The organism is Vibrio sp. 811 (genome assembly GCF_033339195.1).
Genome location: NZ_JAWOUB010000017.1, coordinates 1 through 16,491 on the forward strand (window position 1 = coordinate 1; position 16,491 = coordinate 16,491).

Here is a 16,491-nt window from a genome sequence, read left to right on the forward strand (position 1 = left end):
TGATACCGAAGTATCGAATTGGATTATCATCAACGAGTGCCCACACAGATTGATAGGTCTATATTGTTAAAGAGCTTGCTGTGCGAGAAGTTTTTCTCTCAAAGCGGAGGTGCATTCTAGCGATTTAGTTGTTAGTGTCAAACACTTTTTTAAACTAATTTTTTGTAGAAGCTTTTTACCTCTTCGACCCTGCTGAAGCCTTGTGACGTCTGCTGTGTCGATGGATGCGCATTATAGGGAGAAGATTTTCTTTGGCAATACTAAAAATGCATTTTTTCTAAAAAAACATGCCAAATGGATACTTTCCATCCAACCCTAAAATTACCCAGAAATAACACTCAGGATTTATACAATTTACCCACAAAAAGCTGTGGATAACTACTCATCACTATCAAAGAAATAAGAAATACGCGAACGCGGATTTAGATACTCTTTTACTTTATCCGGTAATTTTGACGGATGAATCGCGTTAACTATCTTTATATCTTTTGAGGCAAGATCAATGATTGGCGCTTGCGTCCTTGGTACTGATGGATCGTAAACCAAGACATTCGGGAATAATAGATGCGATGCATTCACTGAGATAACCAGGCCGACCATATTATTAGAAAGCTGAACTACGGTACCCGGAGGAAACACGCCCATAAACTTAATTAGGATGTTCAGGTTCTCTTCTTTATATAGGTGTTTACAGTTCTTATATAAATGAGAGAGTGCGGTATAAGGAATCTTTTGATCTGAGACTATCGGTGTATGACACAAGTTATCAAACGCATTGGCTACAGCAATAATTTGAGCAAACTCGTTGATCTCATCTCCTTTCAGGCCTTTAGGATAACCAGACCCATCTCTTAGCTCATGGTGCTGCGCAATCACAATTCTCGCGACTTCGGGAAAAGCCTCGATTTGACTCGCAAGATCGACGCCATATTTAGTGTGCAACTTTAAGTAGTTGGTTTCTGGCTCTGTTAGAGGTAGTTGCTTTCTTAATATTGCAGTCGGGATTTTTATTTTCCCGATATCATGGAATAGTGCGGAGAAGGAAAGCTCTTTCAACTGTGCTGCTGAGTACCCTTTAGCACGGCCAATCATCATCGAGATAACAGCCACGTTCAATGAGTGGAAATAAATATCTTCAAACTCATTTTTTCCGTTCATCAGGTGTAACGTAACATTATCATCGCACATTAACTTCTCGACGATATCTTCAATAAGAAGCTTTGCTTCATCAACTGCTGCTGTCGGACGGTTACGGATTTTAGTCATGACTGAACGCATACGTGCCAGAGAGCGCTCAAACTCTTTTTCACACTGAATCACGCGTCGACGGTATGCACTTAACTTTTCTATGCGGTTCTGTTTTTCTTGCCACATTTTTTGAGTTTCATGATCTAACGACGCTTCATTTGTTACTCTGTCAGCTTGTCTTTGATCAACAGGGAGTGGAACGGCATCGCTTTGCTCTGGATTAAAGTAAACGAACTTTACGCCGAGGTGGCGGATCATCTCGACTTGCTCTTGGTCTTTAATCTTAAAGCTATTGAGTAGAAAGGGGTGATCGTTCCACTTTAGCGGAAGACGGATATGTAATCCGGGTTGAATACGATCGACCGTTAGTTTAATGGCAGCCACTTATTCACTACTGATTTATATTTCTTAAGAGAGTTAGAATACTAGTAAATTTTGTGAATAAATTCATCAGTAACTATCAAAACATCAAACCGTTATTTCTAAGCGACTCACTTAATTAGATAGAAGTAAGCTACTTTAAGGAACGATCTGCTTTGCGTATTTTAAGCTTGGCCTCGAATACTGGCTTGTCTATTACTTCTTGATCTTTGACTAGCCCCATTAACGTTTGTACCGCTACACGGGCCATGTCACTGATAGGAAAGTGCACTGCTGATACTGTAGGGTAAAGACTTTCACAAAGATCAACACTGTCAAAGCTAGTTAATGAGATTTGCTCTGGTACAGAAATACTATGCTCGTGTAAGTACTGCATTGCGCCAACCGTCATTTCTTCACTGCACGAAAAGACAGCCGTCACATCAGGGTGTCGTTGTAAAATTGCAGCCATTGCATCATAACCACTTTGCCGGCCATAATTCCCTTCTTCACACCAGCTTTCATCAATATCTATACCAGCATCCTTCATTGCATCAATATACCCAAGCTTTCTCAATACACTGTTATGACGTTGGGATGGACCGGCAATACAAGCAATCTTTCGATGACCACCAGCTAAAAGGTGCTCAACGGCAATACGGCTTGCATGATGATGGTTAAAGATAACACAACGCTCTTCTATTCCTTCCACGTAGCGATCCAGGAGAACGAAAGGTGTTGGCTGTTTAGCTAATTCACGTAAGTCATCATCTGACAAATAACGACTATGAAGTACATAGCCGTCACAACGTAAATCATTAAAACGCTGAATTGCCTCTTTTTCACCTTGTGCAGAATGATGGCCTTGAGCTGTAATCAAAAACTTCTTATGAATATCCAGCTCAGTCTGAACCTGCTCCATCATCTCGCCAAAGAAGCCCCCCGTATAGTAAGTCACCAATAACCCAACCATATTACTGGATGAGGTTGCGAGTGAACGAGCAATTGCACTGGGACGATAATTCAATTGCGCCATAGCCTGCTCTACTTTTTTTCGAGTTTCCTCACGAAATTTCCCCTCTCCATTAATAATTCGAGAAACGGTAGAGCGATTTACACCGGCGAGTTCGGCTACATCTTTAATCCTTGCCATAATGCTATTGGGTCCAACTGCAATTGTTATTAAATATTCGTTTGTATAGAACGGCTGCCAGCAATTCGTAAGGTGCTATAGGGGGCGAAGCTGGCAGCCTTTAATCATACACTGACCATTTGATTGGTAGAAACAAGCTCAGAGTAATCCGTGACAGTTATACCATGATGAGCTAACTGTTCTTTTAAAATGGGAGAGGTAAGAACTTGTAACTCTAGCTCTCGCTGAAGCGCATAACCACTCTTTAAGACAAGCGCCTGATCGGCCTCTGCCGGGTGGCACATCACCTCAACCAAGTCATAGTCAGCTTTTAAGCTCAATAAATGTGTCATCAAACCATCCAAGCTCACTTTTTGGTCATAAAACTCATCAGTAAAGATATACCTGATTGTCATCGATTCTTGACACAAGCCAGTGCCCCGCAGTGGCACTCGGTATTCATTCGCTACTTCTTTAATAACGGGCAAAATTTGAGGGTGAGTATGCGCGTGATGATGGCTATCTAAGTGGCTTAGCTCTAACCCAAGCGATAAAAAATGTTCCACCTGAGCTTTTGCTTCATCATAAACGACCTGAGTTTCGAAGTCCTGCTTACTCCAAAGTTCGTCATAGTTGATAAAGTGCGATCGGCCGTTGGTCAAGTTAGGATGCTTCGTTATAGGCACACCTGCTGTAAACCTAAGATGAACGCCAATTTTCAAGTCTGGATTATGGCGAGCTAGTTCTAAGGCATGTTGCTCAGCATCCATACCCACCATCATGGTGGTTGAATGAACCACACCTTGCTGATGAGCTTTAACGATGCCGCTATTTACACCTCTCGTTAAACCAAAATCATCAGCATTAAAAATGACTTTCATCGGCGCCCTTCCTTAGTTTTACAACGTCGTTAGTTTAAATTGAGGTAAATACGGAGCGTTCACCGCCAGAATATCATCCAGGATTGACTTGGCGCGGCCAATGTCAGGCACCAATGGGTTATTGGTTAATGCCATAAGCGCCTTGTTATAATTACCTTCGACAGCAGCTTCTATTGTTAGCTGCTCATACGCTTTAACTTGATGGAGTAATCCTTTGATATTGTTTGACAACTCGCCAACCGCAAGAGGTTTCGCCCCCCAGCTACCAATCACGGCACTACATTCAATCACAGCATCGTCAGGTAGGCCGTTGATCGCTCCATTATTTAAAACGTTAACAACATGAATACTATTACGATTGTTATAAATTGAATCAACTAGGTTCAGTGATGCATCAGAATAATAAGCACCACCCCGCTCCTCTAACTCTTTCGGCTTATGATCGAGGGTAGGATCTTGATAGAGCTTAAATAGCGCATTTTCTGTTTCCATTACCTGCTCAGCACGAGTGCCTTTTTCATCGGCACTTTGTTTCTCTTCAGCAAGCATGGCATCAGTTTGATAGAAGTAGCGATGATAAGGACATGGTATCGCCCCCAGTGCTTTTAGAAATGCCGGATCCCACGGTTCTTCCCAGATATTCTTCATACTGAAGTTGGCACCATCACCGACTTTCTCTAATACCGTTTGAGTAATATCTTCCCCATTGAGCCATGCTTTGTGTACCCACACGAGATGGTTTAACCCAGCAAACTCAAGTTGTAGCTCTTTTGGCTCGCACTCCATCATTTCTGCAATCATCATTTCCATTGAAACGGGCACATTGCATAAACCAATACTCTTTACTTTGGTGTACTTACTGACCGCTTCGGAAACTAAACCCGCTGGGTTGGTGAAATTGAGCATCCATGCGTTTGGAGCCAACTCTTCAATATCTTTACAGATATCAAGAATGACCGGAATGGTTCGCAGTGCTTTAGCAAAACCACCAGGGCCCGTTGTTTCTTGGCCGATGACGTCGTACTTGATTGGGATTCGCTCATCGTTAGCGCGTGCAGCAAGGCCACCAACACGAAACTGCGTCATCACAAAATCTGCATCTTTTATCGCAGCACGGCGATCGAAACCGGCTTTTATCTCAATTTTTGCGCCGGCTTTATCGACCATTCGCTGAGCCAATCCTTTGATGATCTCAAGCTTCTCAGCTCCTGACTCAATGTCCACAAAATGGATTTTCTTAACGGGTAAATATTCTAAGCGCTTAATAACCCCTTCAACCAATTCCGGGGTATAGCTACTACCACCGCCAATAATGGCAAGTTTGATCGCCTCTCTAGACATTTTCATCCCCCTTTACTTGTTCGAGATTTTTTTGTTCAGTGCGACGATTTCTACAGCCATCTCTTGAGCCAAAATCGTAGTCATCAGGTGATCTTGAGCATGCACCATCACTAACGTCATCGGGACTTTCCCTTCTCCCTGATCTTCTTCAATAAGCTGAGTCTGTATTAAGTGGGCTTTATTAATGCACTCTCTTGCTTGAGAAAGCTTCTCGTCAGCCGCTTCAAAATCTTGTTCTCGAGATAAGCGCAATGCCTCGTAGCTTAAACTTCTGGCTTCACCAGCATTGCAAATGATCTCCATCACAACCAATTCTTGTTCCATCATTTTCTCTCCGAAAATCGGGCCGCGGTAATTGCGGCCCATTAAGCACAGTTAAGCTGTAACGCCTTCGCCTGACGGCTGCGTGTCACCTTTAGTTTCCTTCGTCGTTGGTAGTTCTTGCTCCAACATTTGCTTCTCAAACATTTTGAAGAATGGGAAGTAGATGATTAGATCAAGAATCAATAAACCAATGACGAGCAATACTGGCGCAAAGGTCCAACCGCTACCCCACGAAGCACCTATCAGTGCCGGTGTTGTCCAAGGTGTTGTAGCGACACCCATACCCACAAAGCCGACATGCACAGCAAAATACGCAATCGTAGCGTTGATGACTGGAGCGAAGACGAACGGGATAAACAAGGTCGGGTTCATCACAACTGGGCTACCGAAGATCACTGGTTCGTTGATTTGGAAAAAGCCAGGCACCGCACTCATTCGACCAATGCTCTTAAGGTGAACAGAACGGCTAAACGACATCAGCATAACAAGAGCAAGTGTTGCACCAGAGCCGCCAATAAAGATGTAAAAATCCCAGAACGGTTGAGTAAATACATTTGGAATCGGTTCACCTGCAACAAAGGCTTCAATGTTGGCACCAATGTTGGTCAAAAAGATTGGAGAAAGCAGTCCAACAACAATTGCAGCACCATGAATACCCGCAAACCAAAGTAGCTGGCAAAGCAATAAAGCGCCAATAATGGCAGGCAATGAGTTAGACGCACTGATTAGCGGTTTAAAGATAGCCATAACAGCATCTGGAATCAGCATGTCGTACTGGGTTTGTACGAAAAGGCTAAGTGGATATAAGGTAATGAATATCGCTAAGACTGGTAGCAATACTTCAAATGATCGCGCAATCGCCGGTGGCACCTGCTCTGGCATGCGAATCGTAATATTGTGCTTTTTCATAAAACGGTAGAGCTCCACCGAGAAAAATGCACACATCACTGCGGTGAAGATCCCGGTTCCGCCCATGTGAGACATAGACAACGCGCCATCTTTAGCTGGGGCCGCAATGAGTAAAAAAGACATTAGTGACAATACAGCACTCGTGATCCCATCCATCTTGTAAGCCTTCGCTAAACTATAAGCAACGCCCAGCGAAACAAAAATGGTCATGATCCCCATCGACATGTTGTAGGGCATCATTATGGTATCAAAATGTGTAGTGGCGAAATCGAGCCAAATTCGACCAAAAGTAAAGGTTGTATCTTCGGCAAATGGGGGGAATGCAAAAATCAAAATGAAACTACCAACAATAATAAACGGCATTGCGACAATAAAACCGTCTCTCATTGCGCGAACATGGGGCTGATTCCCCACTTTAGCTGCTATAGGGGCTATATGCTTTTCGACTGCGCCTATAATTGCGTCATAAAGCTTCATAGAATCCATCCTTATTTTAGGCAAAAGAATCCCGCATCAAATATTTATATTTGATGTACAGTTATCTTTTTTAATTTAAAACTATGGTTTAGTTAATTAATTCTAATGCTTGCTCTAGTACTTCCTCTCCCTTCATCATTCCATAATGCTGAGGAGAAATCGCGTCAATGTTTTTACCATGCTCTTGCGCCGTTTTTCTTAGCTCTTCTAGCTGAAAACGTACTTGAGGCCCGAGAAGACAAACATCGTACTCTTTAATTGCATCTTCAAATGCATTCACTGACATCGCATCAATTTTGCATTCAATTCCTTTATTTTCAGCAGCTTGCTCCATTTTCTTAACAAGCATACTGGTGGACATCCCTGCGCTACAGCATAAAAGGATCTTTTTCATAGCCTTACTCCCGTTGTGTAAATTTCAACCTGCAAAAACTGTAGCAAAAATAACCAAGACAAAAAAGCGCAACCGGTTGCATTATTCGTGAACACAATCCCAATTTAGAAAATACCACCTATTTTTTTGTAATTATTTAGGTCTAGGATAAAAGTCATAAAATAATTTAAGACATCACATTAAGTTTCAAATTATCAATATTTTACTACTGACAACGTCGTTATTAATTTCTTAAAAGGAATAGAGAATGAAATTTAATAAATTGGCTATTGCAACGCTTGTAAGTGCCGCACTATCACAACACTCATTTGCTCAAACCGACTCTAAAGGCACAATTTATCTAACGTTTGATGATGGACCAATCAATGCATCTATTGACGTTATTCAAGTACTTAACCAGGAAGATATCAAAGCGACGTTTTACTTTAATGCTTGGCATTTAGATGGAATTGGTGATGAGAATGAAGACCGTTCCCTAGAAGCCTTAAAGCTCGCATTAGACACTGGTCATATTGTTGCGAACCACAGTTACGATCACATGGTGCACAACTGCGTGGATGAGTTTGGACCGAACAGTGCTGCGGAGTGTAATGCGACCGGGGACCACCAGCTTAACTCGTATCAAGACCCTGTTTACGATGCCTCAATGTTTACGGAAAACTTATCTGTGTTAGCAAAGTATTTGCCGAACATTACAAGCTACCCGAACTACAAGGCAACAGAGTTTGCTAGACTGCCCTACACCAACGGTTGGCGCGTGACGAAAGACTTCAAAGCAGATGGGTTATGTGCCACGTCTGATGACCTGAAACCTTGGGAACCAGGATATGTATGCGATACATCCAACCCATCCAACAGTGTAAAAGCAGCTATCGAGGTTCAAAATATCCTAGCGAATAACGGCTATCAAACTCACGGTTGGGATGTGGACTGGGCACCCGAAAATTGGGGCATTGAAATGCCAGCAAACAGCCTTACAGAAGCAGAAGCATTTCTTGGATATGTGGATTCCGCGTTAAACACTTGTGCACCAACAACGATTAACCCGATCAACTCCAAAGCTCAAGAGTTCCCATGTGGTACACCTTTACACGCCGATAAAGTTATCGTATTAACTCACGAGTTCCTATTTGAAGATGGTAAGCGTGGCATGGGTGCAACGCAAAACCTACCTAAGCTCGCTAAGTTTATACAGTTAGCAAAACAAGCGGGTTATGACTTCGACACAATGGATAACTACACACCGAACTGGCAAGTTGGTCATAACTACGACGCTGGCGATTACGTCTTACACCTAGGTACTGTATACCAGGCTGTAACAAACCATACTGCGCAACAAGATTGGGCACCGTCTCCAACCTCTAGCCTTTGGACAAATGCAGACCCAGCCACTAACTGGACTCAGAATGTTTCCTATAAACAAGGTGATGTGGTGACTTATCAAGGTTTGCGTTATCTAGTTGATGTACCGCACGTGTCCCAAGCAGACTGGACTCCGAACACTCAAAATACCTTGTTCACAGCTCTATAGGCTGTTCCTACTATCACCATGTAGTAGTTTGCGCGAGGCATACCCCTCGCGCTTTTTTGTTTTGAAGATCAAGATACAACAAAGCCCCGACTTTCATCGAGGCTCTGTCTTAAAATATGGTACCTGCGAGTGACTTGACTGGCAGGCACTCCTGACGCCACCGCGAAGGCAACGCTAACTTTCTTTTGATATTTACGAACACCTAAAACGACGAAAGGCCGCTATAAAAGCGACCTTTCTATGTATGGTACCGGTGGGCGGACTTGAACCGCCACGCCCGAAGGCAACGGATTTTGAATCCGTCGTGTATACCAATTTCACCACACCGGCATCTTTGGGCTATTGCCCTTTGATGGTTGGCATTATACGTAAGCTTTTGACCTGCGCAAGCAGAAATACCTTAAATAACTATCGTTTGCTGATAATTTCGCCACAAAGTGTGACAAAGCTGTACTCATAAGAAACGTACGCTCCATTTTCTACTACTCTTCCAGATGAAAATGAGTATACGAAACTCTTTTTAAGTTCTATTCACTGTAATATCAGAAACATAACCATTCCCAATGCTCGACAACGCATTATGGAGCATCTCTGCGGTATCTTCTGCTTGCATGAAGTGACTCGTGTCCATCGTATTGCCGCTTGTTTTCCAGAATTCCGTATCCATTCCACCAGGATAAACCGCGATAATTTTCATAGGTTTTCCTTTTAGCTCCAAACGAACCGACTCAATTAATCCTTTGATGGCCCATTTCACTGCACAATACGTAGACTCTTGCGCTTTAGGTTGTTGCGCGGCTGAGGACATGATCATGACCACTTTTATTGGATGATCTTTGTAACGCTTTACTAACTCTCTTAACACATGAATCGCAGAATTCAGGTTGTTATCAATCAACTTTTGAATCTCTTCCGGCTCCTGCTCTTCCAGTAAGCCAAAATAACCACTTCCCGCACTATGAATGACCATTTCAGGGGACTGTTTCACCCCATCAAAGAGCTGTTTCACATTTTGGTGCGATGAGAGGTTGCAAGCTTGATAACCAACGTTATGAGAGAGTTGTTTTGCTAGTGCGGATAGTTTTTCTGTATTTCTTCCTATTACATACGTCTCTTTGCCTTCCGCATCATAACGCTTTGCTAGTTCCGCCCCTAAACCGCTACTTGCACCTGTAATTACAATCATGCGCTACCTCTTTTCAACCACATACTTTTAATTCATCTATCAATTAAGGTAACAGAATCGTGGTAATTCACACCTCAAGAGCACCATTCTTTGAAGCAAGCAGCTTTCTTACTTTCGTGATGCATGAAATATCAAGCAGAACGACGGGCATTTAACCTATGCTTAAGCAAGAATAACTTTCTGAATTTTCTATCGACTTTCTAGTGAGAACTGAATAGGAGCAAAGAATGACTGGGTCAAAATGGCAGTGGTTACTGAAACAGATGACGCGAAAACTGTGGGTCCGGACGTCACTCTACGCATTACTTGCTGTTGCTACCGCCTTAATGTCGATTGTTTTAAACCAGTTCATTACTCTGCCCCCTGCCATCAACGTCAGCAAGGATTTGTTGAACAACATATTAAATATCCTCGCAACCTCCATGCTTGCAGTGACTACATTCTCTCTCAATATTATGGTCTCAGCGTACAGTGCCGCTAGTGCAGGGGTAACGCCGCGAGCGACAAAACTGTTGATGGAAGACAGCACAACACAAAATGCCTTAGCAACCTTTCTTGGCTCTTTTCTATTTAGTTTGGTAGGAATTATCGCGCTAGGTATTGGGGCCTATCATCAACAAGCACAAATTTATCTGTTCATCGTAACTATCGCCGTAATCGTGATGATCATACTCACTCTGCTACGTTGGATTCAGCACCTTTCCGTACTAGGAAGGGTCAGTGAAACCACTTCATACGTGGAGCAAGCCTTGTTAGATGCGATAAGAAAACGGGGCAAAGAGCGTTGGCTAGGTGCTCACCCGTGGAGCCACCCAGAACATAAACCCAGAGGAAGTAAACCTATTTTGAGCCAAGAAATTGGCTACTTACAGCATGTTGATATGCATCATCTCGATAGTATTGCTGAAGCAAACCAATGCACCATCTACCTTGAGCGACAACCGGGAAGTTTTGTGTACGTAGGTCAACCATTGGCTTGTGTTTGTGGAGAATTGCCAGACGAAAGCGAAGTAACGGCAGCCTTCACGATTCGAACAGAGCGTTCATATGATCAGGACCCTCGCTTTGGTTTAGTCGTTATGGCGGAAATCGCCTCACGAGCACTATCTCCGGCTGTAAATGATAATGGCACCGCAATTGACGTTCTTGGGCGTTCTGTACGAGCACTTTCATTATGGGGAGACCTACTCAGTGAGCCGCCTACCAAAACTCGATATCCTAGACTATTTGTGCCCGCATTGAGCTGCCAGGATTTGTTTGATGATGTCTTTTTGCCGATAGCACACGATGGTGCAGCGCAACTCCAAATACAGATTCGCCTACAAAAGGCCTTGCTAGCTCTCTCTAGTATGCACCCTAAGTTATTTTTGTCACCAGCAATCAAGCTGTCAGAAAAAGCTTTAGAGCTTTCATTAAGCCAACATTATACCGAAGATGAGAAACACCAACTCTCTCAGCTATCTAATCTGGTCACAGACCAAAGAGCCAATGGTTAAGAGAATCGAATTCAGTTGAAACATATTGCTGCACGGCCTCGTGTATCATGACATGTGCTGATAACGTAGGGCAGAAAAGTCACTTAGTTTATACACAATTAAAGACTCTGTGCGTTAGGTCTCTTTTCTCTTGGTGAGGGAATCTATATTCTGACGCACAATTTTTAAGGTAAGTGATGGAATAATGACAACGTCTACAACTCTTCCACCTGCTGGTCTGTTTCGTCGACTTGCAGCGTTGATTTACGACACATTGATTATTATCGCAATTGAAATGATGGCCGCAGGTATTGTTATGGCCGTTGTGTTTGCACTAAATGCAGCAGGATTGTTGAGCTATGGCGAGTACGCTGATGCCGCAGATATGCTCGGAAAGCACCCTGTATTGAGCCCTCTATTTACACTTTACCTTGCGGGTGTGTGGATATATTTCTTTGTGTTCTTCTGGACGCGAGCAGGACAAACTCTTGGGATGCGCGCTTGGAAGCTTCGAGTTCGCAATGCCAAAGACGGAGCACCAATTACGGTAACTCAAGCTCTGATTCGTATTTCGACATCTGGCTTTGGCTTGGCAAATTTGACTGTACCGATTGATCCGAAGAAACGTGGTTTCCACGACATTTGGGCCAAAACAGAGGTTGTTGTATTACCTAAGGCAAATTAACTTGTCTAGGAACACAAAAAAGGAAGGCGTAATGCCTTCCTTTTACATTTGGTTCGGTAAAACTTGGTTTATTCGATGATGCTTCAGTTATAGCTTTCTTCGTAGCAGTGCAATCGCAATAGCTAAGAACACCAAACTCGGGGCCAAAGCACCAAACACTGGGGATATGCCATACACCAAGCTTAATGGACCAAAGAACTCACTGGATATGTAAAAAGTAAACCCGGCAACCACGCCCGACAATACCCTTGCCCCCATGGTCACGCTTCTGAGTGGACCGAAAACAAAAGATAGCGCCATTAACATCATCACAGCAATTGAAAGCGGCTGAGTCAACTTACGCCAAAACGCCAACTCATAGCGAGATGCATCTTGTTCCGATGCTTTCAGGTAAGTCACATAATCATACAAACCGCTCAGTGACAATTCTTCTGGCTTCACGGTCACCACAGCTAGCTTATCTGGTGCCAAAGAGGTGTGCCACTCCATCTGTTCGATGTCTTGCTTTGAAATTACGTTTTCATTTTCCATGTCCGTAATTTGTACGTAGCGCATCAGCCAGTTGTTATCTTGTTGGTAGTCGACTTCTTCGGCGAAAATAACTTTTTGTAGATTCTTATCATCATCAAAACGCCACATATTTAAAGCATAAAGCTTGTCGTCTTCGACTTTACCGATAAAGATAAAGTCGTTTGCGTCACGAGCCCACACACCTGAGCGCACAGACACAATGCTACCACCTGATATCGCAAACGCACGTAAGTCACGGGCCATCTTCTGGGCCTCAGGAGCGCCCCATTGGCCTAACGCCATAACGACAATCATGAGTGGGACGGCCGTTTTTAGTACCGATAACCCGATATCCAGCTTAGAGAAACCAGCAGCTTGCATCACCACCAGCTCAGAGCTTGAAGCCAACATACCTAAGCCGATCAGGGCACCGAGTAATGCCGCCATTGGAAAGAACATTTCGATATCACGCGGCACACTGAGTAACACAAAGTACAACGCATGAGTGAGGTCGTACACACCTCGCCCTACTTTACGTAGCTGTTCTACATATTTGATGATGCCCGATAAGCCAACAAACGTCGCTAAAACCAAGGCAGTGGTAGAGATGATGGTTCTACCGATGTAAAGGTCTAAGATTTTGAACACAGCTTACGCGAGCCTCTTCTTGCGGAATTTGTCTTTTATTCGTCTAGCAGCAACGCTGTCCATCATATTCGCCATGATAGCAACAATCAGCAACATCGCATTGATTGGCCACATACCAATAGCAGCCGGGATGTCACCATCTTCTAATGCAGATTTGGTTGCACTGATCGCCAAGAAATACGCTAGATAGATCAGAATCGCAGGCCCCATTTTGGCAAACCGTCCCTGACGCGGATTCACCGCAGACAAAGGAATAACGAGCATTGTTAAGAGTGGAATACACACAAATAACGAAATTCGCCATTGTAGCTCCGCTTGCGCCTCTGGATCTGGGTGACCTATCAAGTCAACCGTTGGGTATGCTTCCCAGTCTCGCCCTTTCTTTTTGACCTCACGTTGGCCGATAACACCTTCGTATTCATCGAATTTCGTGATCATATATTCAACGCGAGTAGGCACACCTTCATAACGCGTACCTTCTTTCATAGTGATGATCTGACGACCGTCCGAAAGCTCTTTTACTTCACCAGAAGATGAGAACATCACACTCGGTAACACTGAATCTCGAGGGCGCATCTGCGCAACAAAAACGTTGCTCAAGGTATTGTCTTTAATGTCATCGATGAACACAACCGATGAACCGTCTGGTGTACCTTGGAACTGACCTTTTTTAAGTAGGTCAACGCTGTTTTCTGACGCTACCTGCTCATAAAGCTGCTCAACGCGGTCTTGAGACCACGGCGATAGCCACAACGCATTGAAAGCCGCCACCGCTGAAGTAATCAACGCTAGGTATAAGGCCGCTTGAACCAAGAATTTATTACCAATACCTGTCGCGTTCATTACGACAATTTCGCTCTCTGCATACAGACGACCAAATGTGATCAATATGCCGATATACAGACTTAAAGGCAGCATTAACAGACCCATTGCTGGCATGTTCAAACCAACAATCGAGAAAATCAATCCAGCAGGAATATCCCCATCAGAAGCATCAGCAAGAACACTTATGAATTTCTGGCTTACAAACACCAAAAAAAGTACGAAAAAAATCGCAAATTGGCTCTTGAGTGTTTCGCGGATCAAATATCTAACAATAATCACGCTGAAATTACCTATACAAAACTTGTTTTTTTGGTCGAATCACTATAGTTTCCCGTTGAACCATTTATTTTTTTAAAAATTATAAACTAGATGTTAGTCGCTTAATCAGCTCTGCATGTAAGCCTGGAGCTAAAATTCAACAAGTAAGCGATCATTATCTAACATTTAGAGCAATTTGTCTTCAGGATGTAGGAGTACGCATGGAGTTCAGTGTAAAAAGTGGCAGTCCAGAGAAACAACGTAGCGCATGTATCGTTGTTGGTGTGTTTGAACCACGTCGCCTTTCTCCAGTAGCCGAACAACTTGATAAAATCAGTGACGGTTACATCAGTTCACTACTTCGCCGTGGTGATCTAGAGGGTAAACCTGGTCAGATGCTGCTACTGCATCAAGTACCAGGTGTTTTGTCAGAGCGCGTTTTACTTGTCGGTTGCGGCAAAGAGCGTGAACTTGGCGAGCGCCAGTACAAGGAAATCATTCAAAAGACGATCAGCACACTTAACGAGACAGGCTCAATGGAAGCGGTATGTTTCCTAACTGAACTGCATGTTAAGGGTCGTGATACATACTGGAAAGTGCGCCAGGCTGTAGAAGCGACTAAAGATGGTCTATACACATTTAATCAATTCAAGAGCGTGAAACCTGAGACTCGCCGCCCACTGCGCAAGCTTGTTTTCAACGTACCAACGCGTCGTGAATTGAACTTGGGTGAAAAAGCAATCACTCATGGTCTTGCTATCGCATCAGGTGTCAAAGCCTCAAAAGACCTTGGCAACATGCCGCCAAACGTAGCTAATCCAGCTTACCTTGCTTCTCAAGCTCGTCGTCTAGCGGACGACTACGAAACCGTAACCACCAAAATTATTGGTGAGCAAGAGATGGAAAAACTGGGTATGACCTCTTACCTAGCAGTAGGCCGTGGTTCTAAAAACGAATCTATGATGTCTATCATCGAGTACAAAGGTAACCCTGACTCAGATGCAAAACCGATTGTGCTCGTAGGTAAAGGTCTAACCTTCGACTCAGGCGGTATCTCTCTAAAGCCGGGCGAAGGTATGGATGAGATGAAGTACGACATGTGTGGTGCGGCATCGGTATTCGGTACAATGAAAGCGCTGGCGAAGCTAAACCTACCAATCAACGTTATTGGTGTTCTAGCGGGTTGTGAAAACATGCCTGGCAGCAACGCTTACCGTCCAGGTGACATCCTAACGACCATGTCTGGTCAAACTGTAGAAGTTCTGAACACGGATGCTGAAGGCCGTCTTGTTCTTTGTGACGCACTGACTTACGTAGAGCGTTTCGAACCAGACTGCGTGGTTGACGTTGCAACGCTAACTGGTGCTTGTGTTATCGCACTAGGCCACCATATCAGCGGCGTAATCTCTAACCACAACCCTCTTTCTCATGAGCTAGTAAACGCTTCTGAGCAAGCGAGTGACCGTGCATGGCGTCTACCAATGGCAGACGAGTACCACGAACAGTTGAAGAGCCCGTTTGCGGATATGGCAAACATTGGTGGTCGCCCTGGTGGCACAATTACTGCGGGTTGCTTCTTATCTAAGTTCGCGAAGAAGTACAACTGGGCACACGTCGATATCGCAGGTACCGCGTGGAAATCAGGCGCAGCGAAAGGCTCAACGGGCCGTCCTGTCTCAATGCTTGTCCAATTCCTTTTGAACCGCAGCGGCCAAGAGACAGAAGAGTAATTTCTGAACAGAATCTAAAAGGGCCGCAAGGCCCTTTTTTATTATCCTAATTTTCTAAAATGAAAGTGGGACTTAAGATGGTCTTAGGAAGAGACCCAAGGCAAGTGAGAGAATGATGCAAACTGCAACCTTCTACATCATTAACGAAGAGAGCCCGCAAGCAACGGTGGCTGGCTTTGAAGAATACATCGTGTTTTTGGCTCAGCACTTTGCTCGCCAAGGCGCTAAAGTGTATTTAAACTGCCAAGACAAACCACACGCCGAGCAGCTCGCTGAAGCCTTTTGGCAAGTTGATGCAGACAAGTTCATGGCACATAACCTCGTAGGCGAGGGACCGAAATACGCCACCAATATTGAAATCGGCCATGAAGGTGTAAAACCTAATTGGAACCGTCAGCTGGTAATTAATTTGGCGGAAAATGAGACAACCTTTGCGAACAAGTTTGCTCAAGTGGTAGACTTCGTGCCCTGCGAAGAAAAAGCTAAACAACTCGCAAGAGAAAGATATAAAATTTACCGTCAAGCAGGTTACCAACTGCAAACGATCGAAATTCAATATCCTTAACGGTCAATCCTT

General features: G+C 43.9%; 15 protein-coding genes and 1 tRNA gene. 5 read left to right on the top strand and 11 right to left on the bottom strand.

Going from position 1 to position 16,491, the window contains the following annotated elements:
• Positions 1-378: 378 nt before the first annotated feature.
• From R7Q46_RS19680 to R7Q46_RS19710, 7 genes are all read right to left on the bottom strand, one after another.
• Entirely contained in the window at positions 379-1,632 is a 1,254-nt protein-coding gene (locus R7Q46_RS19680) for an HD-GYP domain-containing protein (protein WP_005381029.1), read from the bottom strand.
• Positions 1,633-1,762: 130 nt separating this feature from the next.
• A complete protein-coding gene (locus R7Q46_RS19685; protein ID WP_158156878.1) occupies positions 1,763-2,761 on the bottom strand; it encodes a LacI family DNA-binding transcriptional regulator in 999 nt (332 codons plus the stop codon).
• Positions 2,762-2,865: 104 nt separating this feature from the next.
• The gene (gene chbG, locus R7Q46_RS19690; protein WP_318077721.1) at positions 2,866-3,621 is read right to left on the bottom strand and encodes a chitin disaccharide deacetylase; all 756 of its coding nucleotides are present in this window, start codon (positions 3,619-3,621) and stop codon (positions 2,866-2,868) included.
• Between the two features lie 18 nt (positions 3,622-3,639).
• Positions 3,640-4,962, bottom strand: coding sequence for a 6-phospho-beta-glucosidase (locus R7Q46_RS19695; protein ID WP_033906216.1), 1,323 nt, complete (start codon positions 4,960-4,962; stop codon positions 3,640-3,642).
• A 12-nt stretch (positions 4,963-4,974) separates the two neighbouring features.
• Positions 4,975-5,286: a PTS lactose/cellobiose transporter subunit IIA gene (locus tag R7Q46_RS19700; protein WP_031777269.1), complete on the bottom strand. Its 312-nt coding sequence runs from the start codon at positions 5,284-5,286 to the stop codon at positions 4,975-4,977.
• Positions 5,287-5,337: 51 nt separating this feature from the next.
• Positions 5,338-6,672 carry a PTS sugar transporter subunit IIC gene (locus R7Q46_RS19705; protein ID WP_005381064.1) on the bottom strand — a complete coding sequence of 445 codons (1,335 nt, stop codon included), beginning with the start codon at positions 6,670-6,672 and terminating at the stop codon, positions 5,338-5,340.
• An 88-nt stretch (positions 6,673-6,760) separates the two neighbouring features.
• Positions 6,761-7,066 (bottom strand): PTS sugar transporter subunit IIB, encoded by a 306-nt coding sequence (locus R7Q46_RS19710; protein ID WP_025767645.1) that lies wholly within the window; start codon positions 7,064-7,066, stop codon positions 6,761-6,763.
• A gap of 247 nt (positions 7,067-7,313) precedes the next feature.
• On the opposite strand from R7Q46_RS19710, the gene R7Q46_RS19715 reads away from it, so the two are divergent.
• Complete coding sequence (locus R7Q46_RS19715; RefSeq protein WP_005381066.1) at positions 7,314-8,597, top strand: carbohydrate-binding protein; 1,284 nt, start codon at positions 7,314-7,316, stop codon at positions 8,595-8,597.
• A 245-nt stretch (positions 8,598-8,842) separates the two neighbouring features.
• On the opposite strand, the gene R7Q46_RS19720 is transcribed toward R7Q46_RS19715, so the two are convergent.
• Both R7Q46_RS19720 and R7Q46_RS19725 read right to left on the bottom strand, forming a co-directional pair.
• Positions 8,843-8,927 (bottom strand) — tRNA-Leu (locus tag R7Q46_RS19720).
• A 190-nt stretch (positions 8,928-9,117) separates the two neighbouring features.
• Complete coding sequence (locus R7Q46_RS19725) at positions 9,118-9,783, bottom strand: SDR family NAD(P)-dependent oxidoreductase (protein WP_318077722.1); 666 nt, start codon at positions 9,781-9,783, stop codon at positions 9,118-9,120.
• Between the two features lie 227 nt (positions 9,784-10,010).
• On the opposite strand from R7Q46_RS19725, the gene R7Q46_RS19730 reads away from it, so the two are divergent.
• Together R7Q46_RS19730 and R7Q46_RS19735 are read left to right on the top strand one after the other, a co-directional pair.
• Positions 10,011-11,279, top strand: a complete 1,269-nt coding sequence (locus tag R7Q46_RS19730) for a DUF2254 domain-containing protein (RefSeq protein WP_005381069.1) — start codon at positions 10,011-10,013, stop codon at positions 11,277-11,279.
• Positions 11,280-11,463: 184 nt separating this feature from the next.
• The gene (locus R7Q46_RS19735) at positions 11,464-11,943 is read left to right on the top strand and encodes an RDD family protein (protein WP_005381070.1); all 480 of its coding nucleotides are present in this window, start codon (positions 11,464-11,466) and stop codon (positions 11,941-11,943) included.
• Between the two features lie 87 nt (positions 11,944-12,030).
• On the opposite strand, the gene lptG is transcribed toward R7Q46_RS19735, so the two are convergent.
• Together lptG and lptF are read right to left on the bottom strand one after the other, a co-directional pair.
• Positions 12,031-13,101 (bottom strand): LPS export ABC transporter permease LptG, encoded by a 1,071-nt coding sequence (gene lptG, locus R7Q46_RS19740; RefSeq protein WP_005381071.1) that lies wholly within the window; start codon positions 13,099-13,101, stop codon positions 12,031-12,033.
• A gap of 3 nt (positions 13,102-13,104) precedes the next feature.
• Positions 13,105-14,205, bottom strand: a complete 1,101-nt coding sequence (gene lptF, locus R7Q46_RS19745; RefSeq protein WP_005381072.1) for an LPS export ABC transporter permease LptF — start codon at positions 14,203-14,205, stop codon at positions 13,105-13,107.
• Between the two features lie 200 nt (positions 14,206-14,405).
• Here lptF and pepA point away from each other — a divergent pair, with 200 nt between their 5' ends.
• Both pepA and R7Q46_RS19755 read left to right on the top strand, forming a co-directional pair.
• Positions 14,406-15,914 (top strand): leucyl aminopeptidase, encoded by a 1,509-nt coding sequence (gene pepA, locus R7Q46_RS19750; protein ID WP_005381073.1) that lies wholly within the window; start codon positions 14,406-14,408, stop codon positions 15,912-15,914.
• A gap of 115 nt (positions 15,915-16,029) precedes the next feature.
• Positions 16,030-16,479, top strand: coding sequence for a DNA polymerase III subunit chi (locus R7Q46_RS19755; protein ID WP_031777270.1), 450 nt, complete (start codon positions 16,030-16,032; stop codon positions 16,477-16,479).
• The last annotated feature ends 12 nt before the right edge of the window (positions 16,480-16,491 follow it).

Excerpts from the sequence above, each read along its gene's own strand:
- R7Q46_RS19685 (WP_158156878.1), bottom strand. The coding sequence starts at position 2,761 with ATGGCAAGGATTAAAGATGTAGCCGAACTCGCCGGTGTAAATCGCTCT.
- chbG (WP_318077721.1), bottom strand. The coding sequence starts at position 3,621 with ATGAAAGTCATTTTTAATGCTGATGATTTTGGTTTAACGAGAGGTGTA.
- R7Q46_RS19695 (WP_033906216.1), bottom strand. The coding sequence starts at position 4,962 with ATGTCTAGAGAGGCGATCAAACTTGCCATTATTGGCGGTGGTAGTAGC.
- R7Q46_RS19700 (WP_031777269.1), bottom strand. The coding sequence starts at position 5,286 with ATGGAACAAGAATTGGTTGTGATGGAGATCATTTGCAATGCTGGTGAA.
- R7Q46_RS19705 (WP_005381064.1), bottom strand. The coding sequence starts at position 6,672 with ATGAAGCTTTATGACGCAATTATAGGCGCAGTCGAAAAGCATATAGCC.
- R7Q46_RS19710 (WP_025767645.1), bottom strand. The coding sequence starts at position 7,066 with ATGAAAAAGATCCTTTTATGCTGTAGCGCAGGGATGTCCACCAGTATG.
- R7Q46_RS19715 (WP_005381066.1), top strand. The coding sequence starts at position 7,314 with ATGAAATTTAATAAATTGGCTATTGCAACGCTTGTAAGTGCCGCACTA.
- R7Q46_RS19725 (WP_318077722.1), bottom strand. The coding sequence starts at position 9,783 with ATGATTGTAATTACAGGTGCAAGTAGCGGTTTAGGGGCGGAACTAGCA.
- R7Q46_RS19730 (WP_005381069.1), top strand. The coding sequence starts at position 10,011 with ATGACTGGGTCAAAATGGCAGTGGTTACTGAAACAGATGACGCGAAAA.
- R7Q46_RS19735 (WP_005381070.1), top strand. The coding sequence starts at position 11,464 with ATGACAACGTCTACAACTCTTCCACCTGCTGGTCTGTTTCGTCGACTT.
- pepA (WP_005381073.1), top strand. The coding sequence starts at position 14,406 with ATGGAGTTCAGTGTAAAAAGTGGCAGTCCAGAGAAACAACGTAGCGCA.
- R7Q46_RS19755 (WP_031777270.1), top strand. The coding sequence starts at position 16,030 with ATGCAAACTGCAACCTTCTACATCATTAACGAAGAGAGCCCGCAAGCA.